The 23,665-nt window shown below is 69.3% G+C and carries 19 protein-coding genes; 12 read left to right on the top strand and 7 right to left on the bottom strand.

The genetic code is table 11. The features are described 5' to 3' along the window. Nucleotides 1–6 precede the first annotated feature (6 nt). Nucleotides 7–1,461: a vWA domain-containing protein gene (locus tag GGQ59_RS04640; protein WP_183816243.1), complete on the bottom strand. Its 1,455-nt coding sequence runs from the start codon at nt 1,459–1,461 to the stop codon at nt 7–9. Nucleotides 1,462–1,798: 337 nt separating this feature from the next. Between GGQ59_RS04640 and zwf the strand changes: the two genes are divergently transcribed. The 8 genes from zwf to GGQ59_RS04600 are packed head-to-tail and all read left to right on the top strand — an operon-like array spanning nt 1,799 to nt 10,466. After that, nucleotides 1,799–3,247 (top strand): glucose-6-phosphate dehydrogenase, encoded by a 1,449-nt coding sequence (zwf, locus tag GGQ59_RS04635; RefSeq protein WP_183816240.1) that lies wholly within the window; start codon nt 1,799–1,801, stop codon nt 3,245–3,247. A 19-nt stretch (nt 3,248–3,266) separates the two neighbouring features. Further along, nucleotides 3,267–3,929 (top strand): 6-phosphogluconolactonase, encoded by a 663-nt coding sequence (gene pgl / locus GGQ59_RS04630; protein WP_183816238.1) that lies wholly within the window; start codon nt 3,267–3,269, stop codon nt 3,927–3,929. A gap of 8 nt (nt 3,930–3,937) precedes the next feature. Next, nucleotides 3,938–5,725 carry a phosphogluconate dehydratase gene (gene edd / locus GGQ59_RS04625; protein ID WP_183816235.1) on the top strand — a complete coding sequence of 596 codons (1,788 nt, stop codon included), beginning with the start codon at nt 3,938–3,940 and terminating at the stop codon, nt 5,723–5,725. Between the two features lie 48 nt (nt 5,726–5,773). Next, entirely contained in the window at nt 5,774–6,739 is a 966-nt protein-coding gene (locus GGQ59_RS04620; RefSeq protein WP_183816233.1) for a glycosyltransferase family 2 protein, read from the top strand. Beyond that, on the top strand, nt 6,736–7,815 hold the full coding sequence (locus tag GGQ59_RS04615) for an acyl-CoA dehydrogenase family protein (protein ID WP_183816231.1): 1,080 nt from the start codon (nt 6,736–6,738) through the stop codon (nt 7,813–7,815). The genes GGQ59_RS04620 and GGQ59_RS04615 overlap by 4 nt, the downstream gene beginning before the upstream one ends. Further along, entirely contained in the window at nt 7,808–8,521 is a 714-nt protein-coding gene (locus GGQ59_RS04610; protein ID WP_183816229.1) for a PIG-L deacetylase family protein, read from the top strand. The genes GGQ59_RS04615 and GGQ59_RS04610 overlap by 8 nt, the downstream gene beginning before the upstream one ends. Next, nucleotides 8,511–9,092, top strand: coding sequence for a class I SAM-dependent methyltransferase (locus GGQ59_RS04605; RefSeq protein WP_183816227.1), 582 nt, complete (start codon nt 8,511–8,513; stop codon nt 9,090–9,092). The genes GGQ59_RS04610 and GGQ59_RS04605 overlap by 11 nt, the downstream gene beginning before the upstream one ends. 57 nt (nt 9,093–9,149) lie before the next feature. Beyond that, nucleotides 9,150–10,466, top strand: a complete 1,317-nt coding sequence (locus GGQ59_RS04600; protein WP_183816225.1) for a UDP-glucose dehydrogenase family protein — start codon at nt 9,150–9,152, stop codon at nt 10,464–10,466. Here GGQ59_RS04600 and argC read toward each other — a convergent pair whose 3' ends face one another. Genes argC through GGQ59_RS04570 form a run of 6 tightly spaced genes read right to left on the bottom strand, consistent with a single transcriptional unit; the run spans nt 10,467 to nt 16,394 of the window. Beyond that, a complete protein-coding gene (argC, locus tag GGQ59_RS04595) occupies nt 10,467–11,387 on the bottom strand; it encodes an N-acetyl-gamma-glutamyl-phosphate reductase (RefSeq protein WP_183816223.1) in 921 nt (306 codons plus the stop codon). It lies immediately after the preceding gene. After that, the gene (locus GGQ59_RS04590; protein WP_183816221.1) at nt 11,384–12,691 is read right to left on the bottom strand and encodes an acetylglutamate kinase; all 1,308 of its coding nucleotides are present in this window, start codon (nt 12,689–12,691) and stop codon (nt 11,384–11,386) included. The genes argC and GGQ59_RS04590 overlap by 4 nt, the downstream gene beginning before the upstream one ends. After that, complete coding sequence (locus tag GGQ59_RS04585; RefSeq protein ID WP_183816219.1) at nt 12,688–13,743, bottom strand: acetylornithine deacetylase; 1,056 nt, start codon at nt 13,741–13,743, stop codon at nt 12,688–12,690. Before GGQ59_RS04585 ends, GGQ59_RS04590 begins: the two co-directional genes overlap by 4 nt. A 16-nt stretch (nt 13,744–13,759) precedes the next feature. Continuing rightward, the gene (locus GGQ59_RS04580) at nt 13,760–14,206 is read right to left on the bottom strand and encodes a hypothetical protein (protein ID WP_183816217.1); all 447 of its coding nucleotides are present in this window, start codon (nt 14,204–14,206) and stop codon (nt 13,760–13,762) included. Next, nucleotides 14,203–15,396: an argininosuccinate synthase domain-containing protein gene (locus GGQ59_RS04575; RefSeq protein ID WP_183816215.1), complete on the bottom strand. Its 1,194-nt coding sequence runs from the start codon at nt 15,394–15,396 to the stop codon at nt 14,203–14,205. Before GGQ59_RS04575 ends, GGQ59_RS04580 begins: the two co-directional genes overlap by 4 nt. Beyond that, complete coding sequence (locus tag GGQ59_RS04570; protein ID WP_183816213.1) at nt 15,393–16,394, bottom strand: N-acetylornithine carbamoyltransferase; 1,002 nt, start codon at nt 16,392–16,394, stop codon at nt 15,393–15,395. Before GGQ59_RS04570 ends, GGQ59_RS04575 begins: the two co-directional genes overlap by 4 nt. Nucleotides 16,395–16,589: 195 nt before the next feature. Here GGQ59_RS04570 and argH point away from each other — a divergent pair, with 195 nt between their 5' ends. The 4 genes from argH (at nt 16,590) to GGQ59_RS04550 (ending at nt 23,665) form a co-directional block, all read left to right on the top strand. Next, complete coding sequence (gene argH / locus GGQ59_RS04565; protein WP_221400864.1) at nt 16,590–17,996, top strand: argininosuccinate lyase; 1,407 nt, start codon at nt 16,590–16,592, stop codon at nt 17,994–17,996. Nucleotides 17,997–18,193: 197 nt separating this feature from the next. Then, nucleotides 18,194–18,931, top strand: coding sequence for an ImuA family protein (locus GGQ59_RS04560; protein ID WP_183816211.1), 738 nt, complete (start codon nt 18,194–18,196; stop codon nt 18,929–18,931). Nucleotides 18,932–18,941: 10 nt separating this feature from the next. Further along, a complete protein-coding gene (locus GGQ59_RS04555) occupies nt 18,942–20,354 on the top strand; it encodes a DUF6504 family protein (protein WP_221400863.1) in 1,413 nt (470 codons plus the stop codon). Beyond that, entirely contained in the window at nt 20,327–23,665 is a 3,339-nt protein-coding gene (locus tag GGQ59_RS04550) for an error-prone DNA polymerase (RefSeq protein ID WP_183816207.1), read from the top strand. The genes GGQ59_RS04555 and GGQ59_RS04550 overlap by 28 nt, the downstream gene beginning before the upstream one ends.

Genomic DNA, 23,665 nt, shown 5'->3' with positions numbered 1-23,665 from the left:
CGCCCGTCAGTCCCCCTCGCCAGGCCTGTCCAGGCTCTCGGCGATTCGCACCAGCTGCACGAAGCCCGCGCGGTCGCCGTACTCGTCGCGCCCCTTGGCCCCGTTCGCCATCTCGATCAGCGCGTCGTAGGAGAGCCCGTCGGCACGGCCCGACCGGCCGAGCTTCTCGCCGAGCGCCGCGACCGCGGCGGCGAAGCGGGCGTCCTCGCTTGGCGCGTCCGTCCTGTCCGCAGGCGTGATCGGCCGTGTGATCAGGCGACTGTCGTCCTCGCCCGGACGCTTGTAGCGGATCTTCAGGAAGGCGAGCTCAGCGTCCGGGTCGTAAGGGGCCGCGTCCTTCTCGTCGTAGCGGCGGTCCGGCAGGCTCCCGGCCTCCCCCGCCCTCGTCACCTCGTAGAGCGCGGTGACCGTGTGGCCGGAGCCGATGTCGCCGGCATCGATGCGGTCGTTGTCGAAGTCCTCTTCTCGCAGGGCCCGCGTCTCGTAGCCGATCAGGCGGTACTCGGAGACCGCCGACGGGTTGAACTCGACTTGGAACTTCAGGTCCTCGGCGATCGGGAACATCGACGAGGTGAACTCGCGCACGAGGACCCGTCGCGCCTCGGCAAGGTCGTCGATGTAGGCTGCAACGCCGTTCCCGTTCTGCGCGATGCGCTGCATCATCGTGTCGTTGAGGTTCCCGGCTCCGAAACCCAGGACCGAGAGGTAGATGCCGGTCTCGCGCTTGCGCGCGACGAGGTCTTCGAGCCTTTCGTCCGAAGTGACGCCGACGTTGAAGTCGCCGTCGGTCGCGAGGATCACGCGGTTGACCGCATCCTTCCGCAAATTCTGCTCGGCGAGGTCGTAGGCGAGTTCGATGCCCTCTCCCCCCGCGGTCGAGCCGCCGGCGCTCAAGCGGTCCAGGGCCTCGCGGATCGCGAGCTTCTCGTTGCCCCCGGTCGGTTCGAGCACGACGCCCGCCGCACCCGCATAGACGACGACGGCGAGGGTGTCGTCTTCGCCGAGTTCGCCCGCCAGGAGCTTCATCGACTCTTTGAGAAGCGGCAGCTTGTCGGGGGCGTTCATCGAGCCCGACACGTCGAGCAGCAGGACAACGTTGCTGTCCGGCACCTCCTCGGGCTCGAGGTCGTAGCCGCGCACGCCGATGCGGATGAGCTCGGTCTTCTCGTTCCAAGGCGTCCCGAACACCGAGACGTCCGCGGCGAAGGGCTCGTCCGCGCTCTTCGGAGCTGAGTAGTCGTAGTCGAAGGCGTTGATCATCTCCTCGATCCGCACGGCCTCGGAGGGCGGCAGGGCCTGCTGGTTCAAGAAGCGGCGGACGATGGAGTAGGAAGCGGTGTCGACGTCCGCCGAGAAGGTGCTGACGGGGGCGTCGGCGACGCGGAGGATGCCGCTCGGCTCGCCATTGTCGAAGCGGGATGTGTCGGCGGGTTGTTCGTAGTAACCGCCCGGGGGCGGCATCGGTGCGTATGCTCGCGCCGCCGCGCTTTCAGAACGCACGCCGGTGACGACGATGGAGTCAGAGAATTCAGGCTCTTCTTGGACGGTCGGGGTCGCCTTCGAGGGCCCCTTCGACTCCTCGCTATCGCTCGCGCATGCGGCGAGCAGCAATGCGGCGACCGCGACTCTGCTTCCCGATCCCATAAGACCCCTCCTTCTCTTCCCGAAGGAAGCCTATCCCCGCCCGCCTCCGGCCGACAAGCGTGCGAAACCGTACCCTCCCGCGCCCCGGACTTGAGCGCCGCCATGCATCGTGGGTAAGGCGGCCCCGAACCCTCACTCCCCGGGAGCCCGTCTCTTGAGCACCGCCTGCACCTTCGTCCTTTTCGGCGCCACCGGCGACCTCGCCCGGCGCATGCTGTTCCCCAGCCTCTACTTCCTGCACCTCGAGGGCTTCCTCGCCGAGGAGCAGAAGATCGTCGCGACTTCGCGGTCCGAGCGCGAGGACGCCGAGTTCCGCGAGGCGGTCCGCGAGTGGGTGCAGGAGCGTGCGGGGGACCGCTACGACCCGGACGTCTTCGACGCCTTCGCCCAGCGTATCTCCTACGTTTCGGTCGATGCGAGCGAGCCTCAGAGCTTCGAGAACCTCGCTCAGCATCTCAAGGCGTACTGTCAGGACGAGATCGTCTTCTACCTGTCGACGAGCCCGTCGATCTTCGGGGCGGTTTGCCAGGGCCTGAAGGCCAACGGCCTTTCCAAGGCGCCGAACCGGATCGTCGTCGAGAAACCCATCGGCTCGGACCTCGCCTCGAACATCGAGATCAACGAGACGGTCGCCGAGGCGTTCTCGGAGGACCGGACGTTCAGGATCGACCACTACCTCGGCAAGGAGACCGTCCAGAACCTCATCGCGCTGCGCTTCGGCAACAGGATATTCGAGCCGCTCTGGAACGCTCAGGCGATCGAGAGCGTGCAGATCACCATCGCGGAGACGGTCGGTGCCGAGGGGCGCGGCGGCTACTACGACGAGTACGGCGCGATCCGCGACATGGTGCAGAACCACCTTCTCCAGCTCGTCTGCCTCGTCGCGATGGAGCCGCCCACCAGCCTCTCGGCCGACAGCGTGCGCAACGAGAAGGTGAAGGTCCTCAAGTCCCTCGCCCCGATCACGCCCGAGAACGTCGAACACAAGACGGTGCGTGGCCAGTACGAAGGCGGCTACGCCGAGCAGGGCGCCCCCGCCTCCTCCTACAAGGAAGATGTCGAGAACGAAGACTCGGACACCGAGAGCTACGTCGCGATCGCCGCGGAGGTCGAGAATTGGCGCTGGGCCGGCGTGCCCTTCTACCTCGAGACCGGCAAGCGCATGGCCGAGCGCAACACGCAGATCGTCATCCGCTTCCGCGAGGTGCCGCACTCGATCTTCGGGGCGGAGACCAACCCGAACGAGCTCATCATCAACCTGCAGCCCGAAGAGCGCATCACGCTGCAGATCATGAACAAGAAGCCGGGCCTGACGGCGGAGGGCATGCCGCTTCAGGAGCTGGGGCTGAACCTGTCGCTCGCCGAGCACCACACGGCGCGCCGCCGCATCGCCTATGAGCAGCTGATCCTCGACGCGCTCAACGACAACCCGGCGCTCTTCGTCCAGCGGGACGAGCAGGAAGCCGCCTGGCGCTGGATCGACGGCATCATCGATGCTTGGCAAGCACGCGGCATGCGGCCGAAGTCCTACCGCTCGGGCGGAACCGGCCCCTCGTCGAAGCATTCCCTTACGGAGCGCAACGGCCACTCCTGGTACGAGTAGCCGCACGCGGGAGGAAACCATGATCGAGACCTTCGAAAGCCGCGAGGCGATGACCGAAGCGGCGAAGACCGCGTGCCTGCACGCGCTGCGTGCAGGCGTCGAGGAGCGCGGCGCGGCGTCCTGTGCCCTGTCCGGCGGCTCGACCCCGGTGCCGCTCTACGAGGCGCTGTCGGAGACCGAGTTCGACTGGGACAAGGTTCACGTCACCCTCGCCGACGAGCGCGACGCGCCGGACGACACGCCCGCGCGCAACGACAAGCTGCTTCGGGAACATCTTCTGAAGGACTACGCGTCCGCGGCGAAGCTGACGCCGATGGTAGGGCTCGACCACCTGCCGGACGCCTTCTCGCCGCTCGACCTGATCGTTCTCGGCATGGGCGACGACGGGCACACGGCGAGCTTGTTCCCGAACTCGCCGGGGCTGAAAGAAGCGCTCGAAGGCCCCGCGGACGAAGTCTTCAAGGTCACCCCGGACCCCCTGCCCCCCGGCGCGCCCTACGCCCGCCTCACGCTCAGCCGCGCAGGCCTCCTCGGGGCGCGTTCGATCCTCCTCCTCGTAACGGGAGAAAAGAAGCGCGCCGTGCTTGAAGAGGCGATGCGCGCTGGCCAGGTGGAGGACATGCCGGTCCGCGCGATCCTCCATGCGGACGGCGCCCCGTTGCGCGTCCTTTACGCCGACTAGGATACCCCATGCACCCGACCGTCAAATCCGTCCGCGACCGGATCGAAGAGCGCAGCCGCGACACCCGCGCCGCCTACATGGAGAAGGTCGCGTCCATGCGCGGCCGCGGCCGCCGCGATCACCTCGCCTGCGGCAACCTCGCCCACGGCTTCGCCGGTGCGCAGAGCCGAGAAGACCAGATGGCCCTGAAGGCCGGGGTCAAGAACATCGGCATCATCACCGCCTACAACGACATGCTGTCGGCGCACGCGCCTTACGAGGACTATCCCAAGATTCTCCGCGAGGCCGCGCGAGAGGTCCGCGCGACGGCGCAGGTCGCCTCGGGCGTTCCCGCGATGTGCGATGGCGTCACGCAAGGCCAGGACGGCATGGAGCTGTCACTGTTCAGCCGTGACGTCATCGCGATGGCGACCGCGATCGGTCTTAGCCACGACATGTTCGACGCGGTCCTGTGCCTCGGCATCTGCGACAAGATCGTTCCTGGCCTGACGATCGGCGCCTTGTCCTTCGGCCACCTGCCGACGTTGATGGTGCCGGGCGGCCCGATGACCTCCGGCCTGCCCAACAAGGAGAAGGCCCGCATCCGCGCGCTCTACGCCGAGGGCAAGATCGGCCGCGAGGAGCTGCTTCAGGGCGAGATGGACTCCTACCACTCCCACGGCACCTGCACCTTCTACGGCACGGCGAACTCGAACCAGATGCTGATGGAGCTGATGGGGCTTCACCTGCCGGGCGCCGCTTTCGTCAATCCGGGCACGCCGCTTCGGAACGCCTTGACCCGCGAGGCGGCAAAGCGGGTCGTGAAGATGGGTCCCGAGCTCTGCATGGCGGAGGTCTGCAGCGCAGGCGCGTTCGTCAACGCCGTGGCAGGCCTTCACGCGACGGGCGGCTCGACCAACCACACGCTGCACCTCGTCGCGATGGCCAGGGCCGCAGGCTGGATCCTCACCTGGGACGACATCGCCGAGCTGTCGAGCGTCGTGCCCCTTCTGGCGCGCGTCTATCCCAACGGCCCCGCCGACGTGAACCACTTCCACGCGGCGGGCGGCCTCGCCTTCGTCACGCGCGAGCTTCTGAAGTCGGGCCTTCTCTGCGACGACGTCGTCACCGCGATGGGCCCGGGCCTATCGGAATATACGAAAGAGCCGATCCTCAAGGACGGCGAGCTCGTCTTCCGGGAGGGGACGGAACACTCGCTGAACACCGATATCGTCCGTACCGTGGAGAAGCCCTTCGCTGCGCAAGGCGGCCTCAAGCTCCTCGAGGGCAACCTCGGCCGCTCGGTCATCAAGACCTCCGCCGTCGCGCCCGAACACCGCGTGGTGGAGGCGCCGGCGATCGTCTTCCACACCCAGGACGAGTTCCTCGCACGGTTCAAGGCAGGCGAGCTCGACCGGGACTTCGTCGCCGTGCTGCGCTTTCAGGGGCCCGCCGCGAACGGCATGCCGGAGCTTCACAAGCTCTCTCCGCAGCTCGGCGTGCTTCAGGACCGCGGACGCAAGGTCGCGCTTGTTACCGACGGCCGCATGTCCGGTGCGTCTGGCAAGACGCCGGCGGCGATCCACGTCACGCCCGAGGCGATCCACGGTGGCCCTATCGCCCGCGTCCGCGACGGCGACGTCATCCGGCTCGACGCGAACGCCGGCACCCTCGAAGCCAAGGTCGGGGACCTGATGGACCGTGCGCCCGAGGTCTACGTCGCGAACACGCATGATGGTCTTGGAAGGGAACTCTTCGGCGGGTTGCGTTCCAAGGTCGGTCCCGCCGACGAGGGGGCCTGCACGCTCTTTGCTTAACCCCGTGAGGCGGAGGAAACCGCCGCCTCATTAAGGTGTTAGGCGCCCATGACCGCTTTCCTATCGCCCCGCTGGATCGTCGCGCTGCCGGCACGCAACGAGGCGGAGCGATTGCCGGCTGCGCTTTGTGCGCTGGATCTGGCCGCGGCGGGAGCGCGAGCCCAGGTCGGCGTTCTGGTCTTCGCCAATGGGTGCGAGGACGACACGGCCGCAATCGCGCGCCGGATGGCATGCGATCTTTCGCGGATCGACCTCGCCGTCGTCGAAGCCGACCTGCCCAGCCAGGACAACCACGCGGGCGGGGCCCGCCGCGCCTCGGTCGAAGCCGCCCGGCACGTTTTCGGGGCGCACCCGCAGGACCTCCTCTTCACGACGGACGCGGACGCGCAGCTGGCCCAGGACGCCTTCCGCCTCGCCGAAGGCGCGTTCGACGGGGCCGCGGACCTCGTCCTCGCCCGCATCGACTGCATCGCCGACCCCTTCGACCCCGCCCCCGAAGCGGCTCTGGCCTGGGGTACGCCCGCGGTCCTGTGGCGACACAAGGTCCGGACGCTCGCCGAGACGGTAAGGACGGGCCAGGTTCCCTACCCCCCGCTTCACGACGATTATGGAGGGGCGGGCATCGCGATCCGCTTCGCGGCCTACGATGCGCTTGGCGGCTTCGCCTCGGTCCCTTTCGACGAGGACAAGCGCCTCGTCCTCGCGGCCGATCGAGCCGGTCTGCGAGTGGACCGCGCCTGCGGCTTCGCCGTCTCGGTCTACACCCGGATGACCGGCCGCGCCGTAGGCGGCATGGCAACTGCCCTTGCCCAGAACGTGCTACGCGCGGCGCAGAACGCGCCCTGCCTCGTCGAGCGGCACGACATGACCCTGGCGCGCCTGCTGCGCGATCCGTCCCATGCCAGCGCCTTCACGGACGAGCCTGCGGCGCTCGAGCCGGTCGAGGCCGCGATCCACGGCCTCGACGCCGCCATGGCGCGCTACGCGGCGAGACCCGTGGCAGGAACGGCGTGAGCGCCGCGCTTACCGCGTTGACCGAACGCCTTCGGGGGGCGCGGACGGACGCTTTTCCGGCGGATGGCGTGAACGTGCTCGCAGAAGGCAGCTACCTTCGCGCCGAGACGATCGAAGAGCTATCGGCGCCGGGCAGCCGAGAGGTCCCACCTGGTATGTTCGACGTGCTCGTGGCGGTCGGCCGGGGCGACCTTGCCCTCGGTCGCCTCTATGAGGGGCACGTCAACGCGCTTGGCCTGATCGAACGGCTCGGTACGCCGGATCAGAAGAGTTGGGCGAGGGGGCTCGCCGAGGAAGGCGGCCTCCTCGGCGTTTGGGGCGCCGACGACTTCGCCCGGCCAGGGCGGATCGAGGGGAACGTTCTGCGCGGGCGCAAGACCTACGCCTCCGGCGCGAGCGCGCTCTCCGCCGCCATCATCATCGTCAAGGACGAGGAAGGAGACACGCACGCTTTCGTCTTGGAGGCGGAACGTCTCGCTGGGCGGTTCGATCCGGCCTGGTGGCGGCCGCTCGGCATGGCGACGACCGACAGCTTCGCAGTCGAGATCGACGGGATCGAGGTCGGCGGCCCGGACCGGCTCAGCGGACGAAACGCGTACCTCGCGCAACCCTACTTCGGCGGCGGCGCGGTGCGCTTCGTCGCCGTTCAGCTAGGCGGCATCCTCGCCGTCTGGGACGCGGCGTGCTCGCACCTCGCCAGAACCGGACGCGAGGCGGACCCGCATCAGGCCGCCCGGCTCGGCGAGATGCTGGCCGAGTGCGAGGCAGCCTATGGCGGCGTGCGCACGGCCTATGCCCGCCTCGCCCGGGCAATCGCCTGGACAGAATCAGAAGGCGTTGCCGAGGACGCCCTGATCGCCGACGCGGCCCGGACCCTGACCGTGCAGGCGGGAAGCCGGGTCACGGACCTCGCCATCCGCTCGGTGGGTTGCAGCGGCCTCATGGCCGGGCACGACCTCGAACGCGCCGTGCGGGATCTCACCGTCTACCTTCGCCAGCCTGCGCCCGATGCCGCCTTGGTCCGGGCGGGCAGCGCCGCGGCGCAGGGATCGTACAGGCCCGTCTTCGATGATTGACCGACCGGTCGATTGGGCCGCCTTCGCCCGCCTGTCGGGCGCGGGGCGCGGTATCGTCGCGATCGCGCCGCATCCCGACGACGAGACGCTCGGCTGCGGGGGCCTGATCGTTCAAGCTCGCCAGCGCGGCGTTCCCGTTCACGTCGCGCTCCTTACCGACGGCGCCGCATCGCACCCGCAAAGCCGCGATTGGCCGCCGCGAAGGCTAGCCAGGCTCCGAACGACCGAACTTCGGCGTGCGCTCGCAAGGCTCGGCGTCGACACGCCGCCCCTCCTCCTCGGACTTCCGGACGCCGGAACGCTCGGCATCCCTTTAAGCCAGCGCGACACGGCCCTTCGGCGCTTGGCGGCACTGATCGTGCGGGTCCGACCGGGCCTGGTTCTGACGACCTGGCGGCGGGAGCCGCATTGCGATCACCAGACCGCCTACGCGCTCGGACGGGCCGCTTGCGACCGGACCGGCGCCCGCCTTGCCGAGTATCTGGTCTGGACGCCGCTCTTAGGGGCGGCGGGCGACGACCCTTTGCCTGGCGAGGGACGGAGCGTCCGCCTTCGTCTCGGCGCCGCCCGCCTGCAAAAGCAATTCGCCCTCGACGCGCACCTCAGCCAGCTCGGCGCGGTCGTCGGCGACGATCCCGAAGGTTTCGCCCTGACCTCGCCGCAGCGACGCACGATGACCGGACCGCACGAAACCTATGTCTTGTGAAGACAAGGTCTCGGGTCACCTTCGCCACTTCGAGACGCTCTACGCGGCGAGCGATGATCCGTGGCGCTACCGGAGCCTCTGGACCGAAGAGCACAAGCGGCGCGTCGTCGGCACCCTTCTAGGGTCCCACCGCCTCGCCTGCGGGCTCGAGATCGGGTGTGGTCCGGGCGTTTCGACCCTTGCCTTAGCCCCGCGCTTTCTGCGCCTTCTCGCCTTGGACGGCTCGAGCCGCGCGGTGGAGATCGCGAAGAGACGTCTTCGTGCCGAGCGCCACGTAGAAGTCCGGCGAGCGATCCTGCCCTGCGCTCTGCCCCGCGCCGCCTTCGATGCCGCCATAGCGAGCGAGGTGCTCTACTACCTGCCGGATCGGGCCCGCCGCGATCTCATCGGAAGCCTTGCCGCCGCCCTCAAGCCGGGTGGGCGGTTCGTCACGGTCAATCATCTGAAGCGCTTCGACGACGCAGAGGTGAACGTCGATCGGCTAACGGCGGAGCTGGCCGCCGCCTTCGGCCCATCGCGGCGCCGCGTGAACGGTGCGTCGTGGCGCGCGGACCTCTATCGCCGCCGATAGGTTGCCAGCGCGCTTCGCTGACGCGACAAGCAGCCAACGCGAGCAAGAGGGACCGCTATGCGCATCGTGATGATCGGAACGGGCTATGTCGGCCTCGTCTCGGGCGCCTGCTTCTCGGACTTCGGTCACGAGGTCGTCTGCGTCGACAAGGACGCGGGCAAGATCGACCGCCTCCTGAAAGGCGAGATGCCGATCTACGAGCCCGGCCTCGACACGCTCGTCGCGCGCAACGTTGAGGCGGGGCGCCTGTCCTTCACCCTTTCCCTCGAAGAGGCCATGCCGGGCGCGGACGCGGTCTTCATCGCGGTCGGTACGCCCTCGCGACGCGGCGACGGCCATGCCGACCTTTCTTACGTCTACGCCGCGGCCGAAGAGGTCGCGAAGCTGATCGGCGACTACGTGGTCGTCGTCACGAAGAGCACCGTCCCCGTCGGCACCGGCGCCGAGGTCGAGAAGATCATTCGGGAAGCGCGGCCGGACCTCGTCCCGGGTGATAACTTCTCCGTCGCCTCCAACCCCGAGTTCCTTCGCGAGGGCGCAGCCATTTCGGACTTCAAACGTCCGGATCGGGTCGTCGTCGGCGCCGAGGACGAGAAGGCGCGCGACGTGATGCGCGAGCTGTACCGTCCTCTCTTCATCAACGAGACGCCGATCCTGTTCACCGGCCGGACGACGTCCGAGCTGACCAAATACGCAGCCAACGCGTTCCTCGCGACCAAGATCACCTTCATCAACGAGATCGCCGACATCTGCGAGAAGGTCGGCGCGGACGTCCAGCAGGTCGCCAAGGGCATCGGCCTCGATGGCCGCATCGGGAAGAAGTTCCTCCATGCCGGCCCCGGCTATGGCGGCTCCTGCTTCCCCAAGGACACGCTCGCCCTCGCCAGGACCGCACAGTCCGTCGGCGCACCGACCCGCATCGTCGAGGCGGTGGTCGAAATCAACGACGCCCGGAAGCGGTCCATGGCGGCGCGGATCGCCGACGCCGCAGGCGGAAGCCTGAAGGGCAAGACGGTCGCGGTCCTAGGCCTGACCTTCAAACCCAACACGGACGACATGCGCGACAGCCCCGCGCTCGACATCGTACCGGCGCTTCAGAAGATGGGCGCGACCGTGAAGGCGCACGACCCCGAAGGAATGCACGAGGCGAAGAAGCACCTTCCAGACCTGACCTATTGTTCGGGCCCTTACGAAGCGTTGGAGGGCGCGGACGCCGCAGTGCTCGTGACGGAGTGGGACGCCTACCGTGCCCTCGACATGGACCGGGTGTCCAAGCTGATGGCCTCGCCGGTGCTGGTCGACCTCAGGAACGTCTATACGCCTCAGATCATGCGCGAAGCAGGGTTCACCTACCGTTCGATCGGACGAAGCTGATCAGGTCATACCGAAGGCCAGGCGGAGGTTCTCCATCGCTTGGCTGGCCGCGCCCTTGAGCAGGTTGTCGTGTGCGCAAGCGACGGTCAGGACGTTCGTGTCCTCGTCGAGCGCCATGCCGCCGATGACGGCCGCGGCGGTCCCTGCGACCTGCGCAGGCTCCGGCGGCTCGTCCTGCAGGCGTACGACGGCACTGTCGGCGTAGGACGCCCTGTACCGCCCCTTCAACTCGGCGAGGGTATGACCGAGCGCCAGCGGCGCGGTGCAGGTCACGATGAGCCCACGGAAGAACTGCGCCACGTGCGGCGCGAAGGCGACGGGATGGCCGACTGCGCGTGTGATCTCGTGCTGATGCCCATGTCCGCCGAAGCCGTAGGGCAGCACGTTGTCACGCAGTCGCGCGGGATCGTTCTTCGGCCCCGGCGTCGTTCCCGCACCGGAGTACCCCGAGACGCCGAAGGCGGACGGTATGCCGACGAAGAGGTCCCGCACCGGCCACAGAGCGAGTATGGCCGCCGTCGCGTAGCAACCGGGGTTCGCGATCCGCTTCGCCGCGCGGATCGGCGCCCGCCCGAGTTCCGGCAGACCGTAGGTCCACCCCGGCGTGTCCCGGTAGTCCGCGCTGAGGTCGACGATGACGCTGTCCGGCGAAGCCGCTTCGATCGCTTCGACGTACGGGGCGGCCAGACCGTTCGGTAGGCCTAGGACATACGCGTCGCAGCGGCGTGCGGCGACCTCTTCCGGTCCGAGCTGCTCGATCGTCAGGCTGCCCGTCGCGCCCTCGAACGCCTCACCCAGGGTCTTCCCGCAAAGCTCGCGGGACGTCGCGAGCGCGAGGGAGAAGCCGGGATCGGCTTCGACCAACCGTACGACCTCTCGTCCGACGTAGCCGCGCGCCCCGATCAGGCCGACCGTCTTCATGCCGCCTCCTCGAAGTCGGGTGGCAGGCTCGCCAGCTTCTCGCCGAGTTCGATCGCGGCGAGGTCCGCGTCGCCATACCAGTAGACGTGCCAGAAACCCCGGCGGAGGAAGCCGTCGGCCTCGCTCGCATAGAAGGCGTTGAACGGGTTGCGTGCCCGGCTGCGCCAGACGAGGCGCGGCGAGCGCGCCTTGAGCCGTGCCCATACCGCCTTGGCGAGGCCCTCCCCCCGGGCGTCGGGGTCGACGGCGAACTTGTCGAGGCAGTGCATGGGACCGAGGTCGGTCACGATCGCGGCGGCGCGGGTGTTCTCGGTCCTGATCGAGTAGGCCGCGTCGAGCCGCTGCCAGTAGTCCGGCCGCAGGCGCCGCCCGAAGGCGCGCTCGATCAACGGGGTCAGCGCGCGGGCGTCGGCGCCTTCCTCGGTCAGGATCCGCTCGCCCTGACGGATCAGCGTGCCCGCCCCGCCATGGGTGAAGAGTTCGCGCACGAGGTTGTTCGCGTCGGTCATCGAGACCGAGCTCGATAGGGGAAGCTCGGAGAGGAGCTGCGCGATCTGATCGAGCTTGAGCGCCATCCCGCCATGGACCCAGTCGGCCGCGCGCAAACCCTCGAGATCGGTCGCCAAGTTGATCGAGTCGACGATCCGCCCCTCGCCGTCGAGCATGCCGCCCGTGCCTGTGAGGAAGACGATCTTCTGCGGCCGCAGCGCGAGGGCGACCTGCCGCGCGACGTCGTCGGCATTGACGTTGAGGAGCCGCGCCTCCGCATCGAGGTGCGCGCAGCCGATGAGCGGCACCATGCCCGAGGCGAGGAGGCCGCGAAGCGCCTCCTCGTCGATGCCCGCGACCTCGCCGACATGGCCGTAGCGCTCGGCATCGAGGAGGCGCGCCGTGATCGTGCCGGGCGGGACGAGGACGGCGTTCCCGCCCCTGGCACGCATCGCCTCGACCAGAAGGAGGCCGGTCCGCGCGGTCTCCGCCGCGACGATCGGCATGGCCGGGGCGGGCGTCACCCGCAGCCCGTCCCGCCGCTCGGTCCCGATGCCGGCCGCGCCGAGGCGCCCGTCGAGCTGCGGGCCGGCGCCGAAGACGATGACGGGGCGCAAGCCCAGCGCCTGCAGAAGCGCTAGCCTGTCGGCTAGCGTCTCCAATTCCTGCGCCATCAGCGCGCCGCCGACCTTGACGACGGCGAAGCAGCCCTCATCCGCCGCCGAGAACTGGTCGAGGTAGGCGCGGACCTCCCGCCCCTCGCGCAGGTTCGCGAGCAAAAGGCTCGCCTGGTCGCGGAAGCTGGGCTCGGTCATCCGGTCACGATCCGTTCGTAAGCCTCGTAAGTGGCGAGCAGGCTGTCATAGGACACCCACTCGTCCGCCGTGTGCGCCTGAGCGATGCTGCCGGGCCCAAGGACCGCGACCGGCACGCCCGCCGCGGCGAAGAGCGCGGCCTCGGTGAAGAAGTGCACCGGCTCGCCAGGCGCGAGGCCATAACGACGAACGTGGTCCGCGGCTAGGGCCTGCGCCTTCGTGGCCGGCCCTCCTGCGTCCGAAGGCAGGGCCGGGCCCGTGAAGCGCGTCGTGTGCTCGGCATCGGGTGCGAGCGCGCGAAGCTCGGCGAGGACCGCCTCGTGGTCCGTGCCGGGCTGTGCGCGGAAGCCGTAGAGGACCTCGGCGCTGGCCGCGACCATGTTGGGCTTCACCCCGCCCTCGATCCGGCCGAAGTTCAGCCGGTTCTGCGGACCGATTTCGGTTTCGAGGCACGCCCCGATCCATCGCGCGGCGTCGTGGACAGCGGACTGCGTGACGGCTTCGGACGCGTGCGCGCTGCGCCCCGAAAACCGGGCCGAGGCGCTGACGAGGCCTCGGTGCCGGGTCACCGCCCGCGCCTCGGTCGGCTCGGCGACGACCGCGAAGTCCACGTCCGGCGGCGTCTCCAAGAAGCGGCGCACGCACCAGGACTTCCCCGCCTCCTCGTCCGTGGTGAGGACGAGGCGCATGGGCGCGTCCGTCTCTGCGGCGAGCGCCATGAGGACGGCTGCCGCTCCCTTGATGTCGCAGGCGCCGAGGCCGATCGCGCGGTCCTCGGCTCTCAGCAGCTCGTGCGGGTTCCGCGACCAGCCCTGGGCGGCGGGTACGGTGTCGAGGTGAACGTTGAAGAGGACGGACGGGCGCCCTCGCACGGCGTCGAAGATGACCGAGCCGTTCCCGAGATCGGTCACGTCGAGGTCGAAGCCCGGCAGCCCTTCGCGCACGGCAGCAGCGAGGGGGCCATCCGACGCGATCGTACGCGGCGGGTTCTGCGTGTCCGCGGCGATCAGCGGGGCGAGCCGGCTTAAGATGCGGTTTAGCCGCTCCGTCATCCGCCCCGCCCCATGATCATTCCGCCGTCGAGAAGACGTAGGCGACGCGCTCGACCTCGCCCGGCGTCTCGACCAGAAGGGCCTGACGCTCGGCGGGCATCACGTTGCCCATAGCGAAGCCCGAGACGACGAGCAGGCGCTCGGTCCCGTAATAAGTCGCGTCGAACGCGGTCATCGAGCCCGCGGCGCAGGGCTTCACCACGTAGGAGTAGCGCCCGTCGCCGTAGCGGTAGAAGCCGTCGCGCTGGTTGCGCTCGGCGAGCTTGCGGGCCTTCTCGCCCGTCAGCTTGTAGACCGCGATCCGCTCGCCCGCCGCCGCGTCGAGCCCTTCGGGGGCCGGCGTCTGGCAGTCGAGCATGGCGCGCGGCGACGCGTAGGGCGCGTTCGACGCGCAGGCGCCGAGCGCCGTGAGGCCAAGCACGGCGAGCGCCGCACCGAAGCCAGTCGTAGTTGCCTTGTTCATTCCCGATCTCTCCTCCGCCACAGAACCGTGGACTGGCCGAAGAGGCCGGTGAAACCTTCGGCCACCTCGCCGGTCCATGCCGCCTTCTGTGCATAGACCGCGCCGGGGCGCTTCAGGATGTTGTCGGAGCGCACCGCCACGGCGTGGACGGTGCCGCCCGCCGCGCGCAGCTCGACCTCGCCGGTCGTCCGCCTGCGGCTCGAGGAGAGGTAGGCTTCGAGGTCGTCACGCAGGGGGTCGTAGTAGCGGCCGTCATAGACGAGGTCGCACCACGCCTCGCCCACCGTGCGGCGGAAACCGTTCTGCTCACGGCTGCTGACCGCCTCGCAGAGCGCCGTATGGGCGGCCTCGAGCGCGGCGAGGCCCGGCGCCTCGAAGACGATCCGGCCCTTGAGGCCGACGAGCGTGTCGCCCGTGTAGATCTCGTAGCCGACGCCGTAAGGGCCGAGGCAGTCGTTGAGCGCTTTCAAGAGCGCCGCGCCCTCCGCCTTCTTCCCGTCCACCGAGACCGGCACGCCGTCCTCGAACTGCACGCTCAGGGACAGGGGCTCTCGCGGCCAATCCTGGGCTCCGGCCGTCAGGACGCGCGCGTCCTCGCCCGGCACCTCCCACTGGTCGATGGGGCCGCCCGACAGCGTCGCGCCGAGGAGGTTCTCGTTGACCGAGTACTTCGACGCCCGCTCCGGCACGGCGAAGCCGCGCTCCTTGAGGAACGCCATCTCGTACTCGCGGACGTTGTCCTTGTCCTGAATGTCGCGGATCGGCGCTAGGACCGGGCGCTCCGTCAGCGCCTGAAGCGTGACGTCGAAGCGAACCTGGTCGTTCCCCATGCCGGTGCAGCCATGAGCGATGGCGTCGGCGCCGACCTCGTCCGCGAGCTCGACCCCGAGCCGGGCGATGACGTAGCGGTCGGCGCAGAGAACGGGATAGCGCCCCTGGCGCCGCGCGCCGCCCCACAAGAAGGGAAGGACGACTTCGGACCAGAGGAGCGAGCCCGCGTTCAGCGTGCGGTGGTCCGCCGCGCCGAGCTCCATCGCGCGGGCGGCGATGCTCTCCTCCGCCTGCGGATCGACCGAGCCGGAGTGCACGTAGTAGGTGACGACCCGCCAGCCCTGCTCGCGTAGCGCCGCGACGCAGTAGGAGGTATCGAGGCCGCCAGAGAAGGCGAGGACGACGGTCTTCTGGCTCATAAGGCCCCCAACAGCTTGGACATGACGGCTTTCTGGACGTGAAGGCGGTTCTCCGCCTCCTCGATGATGAGGCTGCGCGGGCTGTCCGCGACGGCGTCCGTGACCTTCACGTTCCGCCGCATGGGCAGGCAGTGGGAGAAGGTCGCGTCGTTCGTCAGCGCCATCTTCGCCTCGTCGACGATGAAGCGCTTGAACTCCGGCGGCGTCAGGCGTTCTTCCATCGGCAGGCCGATCTGGTCGAGCCGTCCCCAAGACTTCGCGTAGACCGCGTCCGCGCCGTCATAGGCCGCCTCGACATCGGTCGTGACCGTCAGCGTGCTGCCGTTCTCTTTCGCGAAGCGCTGCCCCTGCTCCATGAACATGGGGTCGAGGAGGTAGGCTTCGGACGGGACCAGGAGCGTCACGTCCATGCCCATCTTGGTCGTCGCCAAGAGCCCTGAGTTCATCACCGCCGTGTTCAGCGGCTTCGGATGATAGGTCCAGGTCAGCGTGATCTTCTTGCGTGCGAACTCGCCATGCGCGTCCTGCAGCGCCATCAGCATGGCGAGTTCCTGACAGGGGTGGACGATCGTCTCCATGTTGACGATCGGCACCGTCGCGTGCGCCACGAAGGCGGACAGGAGCGGGTCCTCGCGCTCGGCCTGCCAGTCCTGGAACTTCGGGAAGGCCCTGATCCCGATGAGGTCGACGTAAGCCGACAGGACCCGCGCCGCCTCCTTGGCGTGCTCCTCCGCATCGCCGTCCATCACCGCGCCCTCGGCGAACTCCAAGGGCCAGGTGCCGCCCGCGTCCAGCACGACCGGCGTGCCGCCGAGCTGCGCGAAGCCGACCTGGAACGAGGTCCGGGTCCGAAGCGAGGGATTGAAGAAGACGAAGGCCGCCGTCTTGCCGGTGAGGCGCGACTGACGCGGCTCCGCCTTCAGCGCGCGGGCGTCGTCCAGGAGCGCCTGGAGTTCGGCCTGAGACCAGTCTGCGGTGGTGAGGAAGGAGCGGGGCAAGGGAGCCTCTCTCGGAAAACAAAAGCCCGGCACGGGGGCCGGGCGCGACGGAAGGGAGAACACTCGTGTCAGCGAGCGGTCGCGCGGCCTCGTCGGTATCGACGTCGGAGATGCATGAACGTCCTCATGGTTGACGGGACGCTAGTCGCGACCCATGCGTCCCGCAAGCAGCGAACTGCACGTGAGGGCCGAAAAATGACCGATCCTGCCGATGGCTCCAACGACAACCGCTCCTCCATGTGGGGCGGCCGCTTCCGCGCCGGCCCCGCCGAGGCGATGGAACGGTTCAATGCCTGCTTGGAGGACGACAAGCGCCTCGCCATGGAGGACGTCGCGGGCTCGATCGCGCACGCGCGCATGTTGGCTCGGCAGGACATCCTCTCGGGCGACGAGAGCGACCTGATCGTCGACGGCCTGGCGCGGGTCCGCGAAGAGATCGTCTCCGGCGCCTTCGTCTGGAAGCCTGCCCTCGAAGACGTGCACATGAACGTCGAGGGGCGGCTGCGCGAGCTGATCGGCGAGGTCGCGGGCAAGCTGCACACCGGCCGCTCGCGCAACGACCAGGTCGCGACCGACATCCGCCTTTGGACCCGCGCGTCGCTCCATAGGATCGAAGAGGCGCTGAAGGACGCGCAGCGCGCTTTCCTCTCCCAGGCCAAAGGGCATGAGGAGAGCGTGATGCCGGGCTTCACCCACCTTCAGATCGCCCAGCCCATCTCCTACGCGCAGTGGTGCCTCGCCTATGTCGAGATGCTGGGCCGGGACGCGAGCCGCATGGCGGACGCCTGCGCGCGCCTCAACGAGAGCCCGCTCGGCGCGGCGGCGCTCGCGGGCACGCCGCACCCGATCGACCGGCCCTCGACGGCCGAGGCGCTGCACTTCGACCGCCCCATGCGCAACAGCCTCGACGCGGTCTCGGCCCGCGACTTCTGCTTGGAGGCGGTGGCCGCCGCCTCGATCTGCGCCACGCACCTCTCGCGGCTCGCAGAAGAACTCGTCATCTTCGCGACGCCGCAGTTCGGCTACATCAAGCAGTCCGACGCCTACTCGACCGGCAGCTCGATCATGCCGCAGAAGCGCAACCCCGACGCAGCGGAGCTGCTGCGCGGCAAGGCGGGCATGGTAGCGGGCGCCTTCGTCGCGCTGACGGTCGCGACCAAGGGCCTGCCGCTGGCCTACTCGAAGGACCTGCAAGAGACGAAGCGCCCGCTGATGGACGCGCTCGACGGCCTCGAAGAGTGCCTGGAGATCGCCGCCCGCATGGTCGAGACGATGACGCCGAACACCGAAGCGATGGCGCGGGATGCGGGCGAGGGCTTCGCCACCGCGACCGATGTCGCCGACATGCTGGCGCAAGCGGGCATGCCCTTCCGCGACGCCCATCACGTCGTCGGCGCCCTCGTCGCCCTGTGCGAGGACGAGGGCTGCAAGCTGCACGAACTGCCGCTCGCCAAGGCACAGAGCGTCTCGCCCGCCGTCAGCCAAGAGATGCTCGATGGCCTCACCCCGCTCGCGAGCCTCAAGCGGCGCACGAGCGAGGGGGGGACGTCGCCGGAAAGCGCCCGAGCGCAGATCGTGTGGTGGCGCGAGCGGCTCGGCTGAACAACCCTGCCGTGGCCGCGCTGCGATCCGTCCCGGGCGCAGCGCAGTTCAGGTAGCGACCCGACTTCCCCCGGTTGCGGTCGCCCTTCCTTCTCCCTCGACCTTGCGACTTTTCCAGACTCCTGCGGACTCGACTCGCCCTTCGGCCGGGATTGAGAACATATAGCGAACTTCATGGACCATGGAGGCCGCCGTACTTGTCTCGTTCGCAGCAGATCGAAGCCTTGCGCGCGCAGATCGGCGTGGGCAGCGAGGTGCCGAAAGCGGTGCCTTTGGCCTTCGGCGCCGCCCCGATCGACGAGGCGCTGCCCGGCGGCGGGCTGGCGCTCGGCAGTCACGAGCTATGCCCCGGCGGGGCGGACCTGCCGCACGAGGCGGCCTGCGTGCAGCTTGCGGCCTGGCTTCTCGGCCAGGCGCGCGGACCGGTGGTCTGGGTATTGCCGAGGCTGACGCTGTTTCCGCCCGCTCTTGCCGAGGCGGGGCTATCGCCGTCCCGTGTCCTGTTCGCGGAGGCGGGGCGGGACGAGGACGTGCTGGCAGTGGCAGAGGAGGCGCTGCGTCACGGCGGCCTCGCGGGCGTCGTGTGCGAGGCGTCGCGACTGACGCTCACCGCCTCGCGGCGGTTGCAGCTTGCAGGCGAGGCGGGCGGTGTGCCCTGCCTGACCTTTCGGCGCTGGCGGCGCGGGCAGGCGCCGTCGGTGGGCACGGCGTGCGCGACGCGCTGGACGGTCACCGCCCTGCCCTCCCGCGCGCCATCCGGCTTGCCGCGTGCTGCCTGGCGGTTGGCGCTTACCCGGTGCCGCGGGGGGCAGCCCCGCAGCTGGGACGTCGCGCTGGAGCCGCAGAGTGAGCCGGGGACGCCGCTACGCTTGCGTTTGGCTGACGCGGTGGCCGGCCGACAGGCTGTCCCGACGGCCCGGCGGTTTGCCGCCTGAACCCTTCGTCGTGGCGGAGGCAACGGGTCAGAAGCGCCTCGTCCTATGTGCGAGCTATGCCGCCGCCGCCGCCGGCGTCGCGCAAGGGCAGACCGTCGCGCTGGCCCAAGCGAGCGTGCCGGGGCTGACGGTCCTCGAGGCGGACCGCGAGGCGGACGCGGCGTCCCTCGCCCGCCTCGCGGTCTGGGCCTTGCGCTACACCCCGCTCGTCGCGCCCGACGGGCGGGACGGGCTCGTCCTCGATACGACCGGAGCGGACCATTTGGCAGGCGGCGAGGCCGCGCTGCTGTCCGACCTGCTGACACGCCTGCGCAAGGCGAAGCTCTCAGTACGCGGCGCCTTGTCATCGAGCCACACGCTCTCCTGGGCCCTCGCCCGGTTCGGCACAGGGACGGACGGGCCTGGCCGCATCGTCCCGCCGGGGGGCGAGGAAGAAGCGGCGGCCCCCCTTCCCGTCGCGGCCCTCGGGATGACACCGGCACAGGGCAGCGCCCTGCGCCGCTTGGGGCTCGATCGGATCGGCGAGGTCGCGGCGGCGCCTCGATCCTCCCTCGCCTTGCGGTTCGGCCCCGATCTGACGGGCCGCCTCGACCGGCTGCACGCGCGGATGCCGGAGCCCCTGACGCCCATCGAAGCGCCCGAGCTCATCCGAGCCCGCTTGCGCCTCGCTGAGCCGATCGCGCATCAGGCCGGCATCGAGGCGGCGCTCGAGCGGCTGACGGACGAGCTTTGCGCCGCGCTCGTCCGGCGCGGCCTCGGCGTGCGCATCCTCGATCTCCACTACCGGCGGGTGGACGGAGAGGTCCAGATCCTCCGTGCACGCGCCGCCGCATCGAGCCGTGATCCCATCCACCTTCGGCGTCTGTTCAAGGAGAGCCTGGAGACGATAGACCCAGGCTTCGGCATCGAGCGGCTGGACCTCGTCGCGGTCAGGACGGGCAGGCTCGAGGCACGCCAGCGGGTAACGGGCGAGGAGAACCCGCCGCCCCTCGAGCCCCTCATCGACAGGATCGGGGCACGGGTAGGCCCCGGGCACGTGTACAGAGTGGCGCCGACCGAGGCCGATCTACCTGAGCGGTCCTGCCGCAGGACGGGCCCGCTCGCAGCGCCCGCTATTCTCGTCTGGGACCGAGGCCCCCGCCCCGCCCTCCTGATAGAGCCGCCCGAGCCCGTGGAGGTTCTTGCCCTCCTGCCCGACCACCCGCCCCGCCGCTTCACCTGGCGAGGATGTCAGCATCAGGTCACCCGCGCGGACGGGCCCGAATGCATGATGGCGGAGTGGTGGCGTGCGGACGAGGAGGTCGCACTAACACGCGACTACTACCGCGTGGAGACACAAGCGGGTGGCCGTTACTGGCTCTTCCGCGCCCGCGACGAAGCGGCAGGCACGGCCTCATGGTTCGTACATGGGGTCTTCGCGTGAGTACCTATTGCGAGCTTCAGTGCACCTCGCACTTTTCCTTCTTGCGCGGCGCGTCGTCCTGCGAAGAGCTGTTCGCACAAGCCGCCATGCTCGGCCTGCCAGCGCTCGGCGTCGTGGACCGGAACTCGGTTGCAGGCCTCGTCCGTGCGCACGAGGCGGCGAAGGTGACGGGCGTGCGCGCCGTGCTCGGTTGCCGGCTGGATCTCGACAACGGCACCTCTCTCCTCGTTTACCCTCAGGACAAACCCGCCTGGTCCCGCCTCTGCCGCCTTCTGACGATCGGCAAGCGGCGCGCGGGCAAGGGGGCATGCGACCTTGGGTGGGAGGACGTCGCCGAGCACCGCGAGGGGATGCAGGCCGTCCTCATACAAGACGATCCCGGCGAGCGGATGACGCTGGACCTTGCCCGGTTGAGAGAAACGTTCGGCGATCGTGCCTACATCGCGCTGACCCGCCGCTTCTTGGCGGACGAAAGCGAGCGATTGGCTCGCGTGGTCAGGCTCGCACGGGCCGCGCGGGTGGGCACGATCGCGACGAACGACGTCCTCTACCACGCGGAGTCTCGCCGCGTGCTCCAGGATGTCGTCACCGCGATCCGCGAGGGCTGCACGGTGGAAGCGCTGGGCCGCAGGCGGGAGCGGACGGCAGGGCGGTTCCTCAAACCGCCAGAAGAGATGGCGCGGCTCTTCGAGGACTACCCCGAGGCGGTGGCGAACACCGAGGCGCTGACCGCGGCGTGCGCCTTCAGCCTGTCGGAACTCCAGTACCAGTACCCGGACGAGGAAGCGGACGGACAGACCGCGGCGCAGCGGCTGCGCTGCGTCGTCGAGGCGGCGATCGCGCGCCGCTATCCGGCCGGCTGCCCGGACGATCTGCGCGTGCTGATCGAGCGGGAGCTCGCGCTCATCGCCAAGCTGTCCTACGAGCCCTACTTCCTCACCGTTCACCGCATCGTCGAGGCCGCACGGAACCAGCTGAACGTGCTCTGCCAGGGGCGCGGCTCGGCGGCCAACTCCGCCGTTTGCTACGTGCTCGGCGTCACCTCGATCGACCCCGTCGAGAACAAGGGCCTCCTCTTCGAACGCTTCGTGTCCGAAGAGCGCGGCGAGCCGCCCGACATCGACATCGACTTCGACGCAGGCAGGCGCGAGGAGGTGATCCAATGGGTCTACGAGACCTACGGGCGCGACCACGCCGCTTTGACCGCTACCGTAGTGCGCTACCGCGCACGCGGCGCGATCCGCGAGGTGGGCAAGGTGCTCGGCCTGCCCGAAGACGTGACCGCCGAGCTCTCGAAGCTCACCTGGGCCTGGGACGAAGCGGGCGTGACCGAGGCGCAGGCCGCTTCCCTCAAGCTGAACCTCGCCGACCGCCGCCTGCGCATGACGCTCGACCTCGCGCGGCAGCTGATGGGCGCGCCTCGTCACCTCAGCCAGCACCCCGGCGGCTTCGTCCTGACGAAGGACCCCCTGATCGACCTCGTCCCGATCGAGCCCGCGGCGATGGAGCGCCGTCAGGTGATCGAGTGGGACAAGGACGACATCGACGCCCTGCACTTCATGAAGGTCGACGTCCTCGGCCTCGGCATGCTCGGCGCGATGAGCCGCTTCTTCGACCTGCTGCGCGAGCATAAGGGCGAGGATTACGACCTCACGACCGTCCCCGACAAGCAGGAGGACGTGTACGAGATGATCTGCAAGGCAGACACGCTCGGCGTCTTTCAGATCGAGAGCCGGGCGCAGATGGCGATGCTGCCGCGGATGAAGCCGCGAAGCCTCGACGACCTGACCGTCGAGGTCGCCGTCGTGAGGCCGGGACCGATCCAAGGCCAGATGGTGCATCCCTACCTCAAGCGGCGCGAGGGGCTGGAAAAGACTGAATATCCCACGCCAGAGTTCAAGGAGGTCCTTGAGAAGACGCTCGGCATCCCTCTCTTCCAGGAGCAGGCGATGTCGATCGCGGTTCGGTGCGGCGGCTTCACACCTGGAGAGGCGGACGAGCTTCGAAGGGCTATGGCGACCTTCAAGTACACGGGCGGCGTGAGCCACTTCCGAGACAAGCTCATTACGGGGATGGTCAAGCACGGCCTTTCCCGCGACTTCGCCGAGCGGACCTTCGCGCAGCTCGAAGGCTTCGGCTCCTACGGCTTTCCTATGTCCCACGCGGCGAGCTTCGCGAGGATCGCCTACGTGTCGTCCTGGGCGAAGTGCCGCCACCCGGACGTGTTCCTCGCCGCCCTCCTCAACGCGCAGCCCATGGGCTTCTACGCGCCCGCTCAGCTCGTCTGGTGCGCGCGGAACCACGGCGTCGAGGTAAGGCCGCCTTGCGTCAATGCGAGCCGGTGGGACTGCACGCTCGAAGAGGAGGCCGGGCCGAAAGGCTGGCTCGCCGTGCGGATGGGCCTGCGCATGGTGTCGGGCCTGCCCGAGGCGGAGGCGGCGCGCCTCGTCCTCGCCAGGACGCCGGACGGCGCGCGCTTGCCCTATCAGGGTCCCGAAGATGCGCAGCGCCGGGCGGGCCTGTCGGCCAAGGCCATCCGCAAGCTCGTCGAGGGCGACGCCTTCGCCGCCTGCGGCCTCACCCGACGCGGGGCGGGCTGGCAGGCCGCAGCCCTGCGGGATACCCCTTTGCCCCTCTTCGAGGCAGCGGACGATGCCGAGGGGAAGATCGCATCGGAGGCACGGGAAGAACCTTTCGACCTCCCGGCGATGACCACGCGTCGAGAGGTGGTCGAGGACTACGTCTCGACGGGGCTGTCTCTTCGCGCGCACCCCCTCGTCTTCATGCGGCGCGCCCTGCGCCGGAAGCGCGTGCTGACCGCCGACGAGGCGCACGCCTTACGCGACAAGTCTTCCGTCCGCGTCGCAGGCCTCGTCCTCAGCCGCCAACGGCCGGGCTCGGCCAAGGGCGTCATGTTCCTCACGTTGGAGGACGAGACCGGCCCCGTGAACGTCATCGTCTGGCCGAGCCTGTTCGAGCGCTACCGCCGCACGGTGCTCACCGCCGGCATGATCGGCATCGAGGGCCAGTTGCAGCGCGAAGGCGAGATCCGGCACGTGGTCGCGAGGCGCCTCGTGGACCTGTCCTCGGCCCTCGCCCGGCTCGGCGACGACGCCGGCCTGCCGACACGCTTCGGCCGCGGCGACGAGGCCCGCTCGGGCGGCGGCCCGGACCGCCGAGGCCTGCCGCCGGGGTCGGGGGCCCGGCTCCAGCCCATCACCGAGGACTACAACCGCGACTTCCAGCACCGCACGATCCTAGGCGAGCCCGACGCCCCGCAGCTGCGCGTCCGGCCGAGGAACTTCCGGTAA

The organism is Parvularcula dongshanensis (genome assembly GCF_014199615.1).
GTDB lineage: Bacteria > Pseudomonadota > Alphaproteobacteria > Caulobacterales > Parvularculaceae > Parvularcula > Parvularcula dongshanensis.
This window is presented reverse-complemented; position numbering and strand designations above follow the sequence as displayed.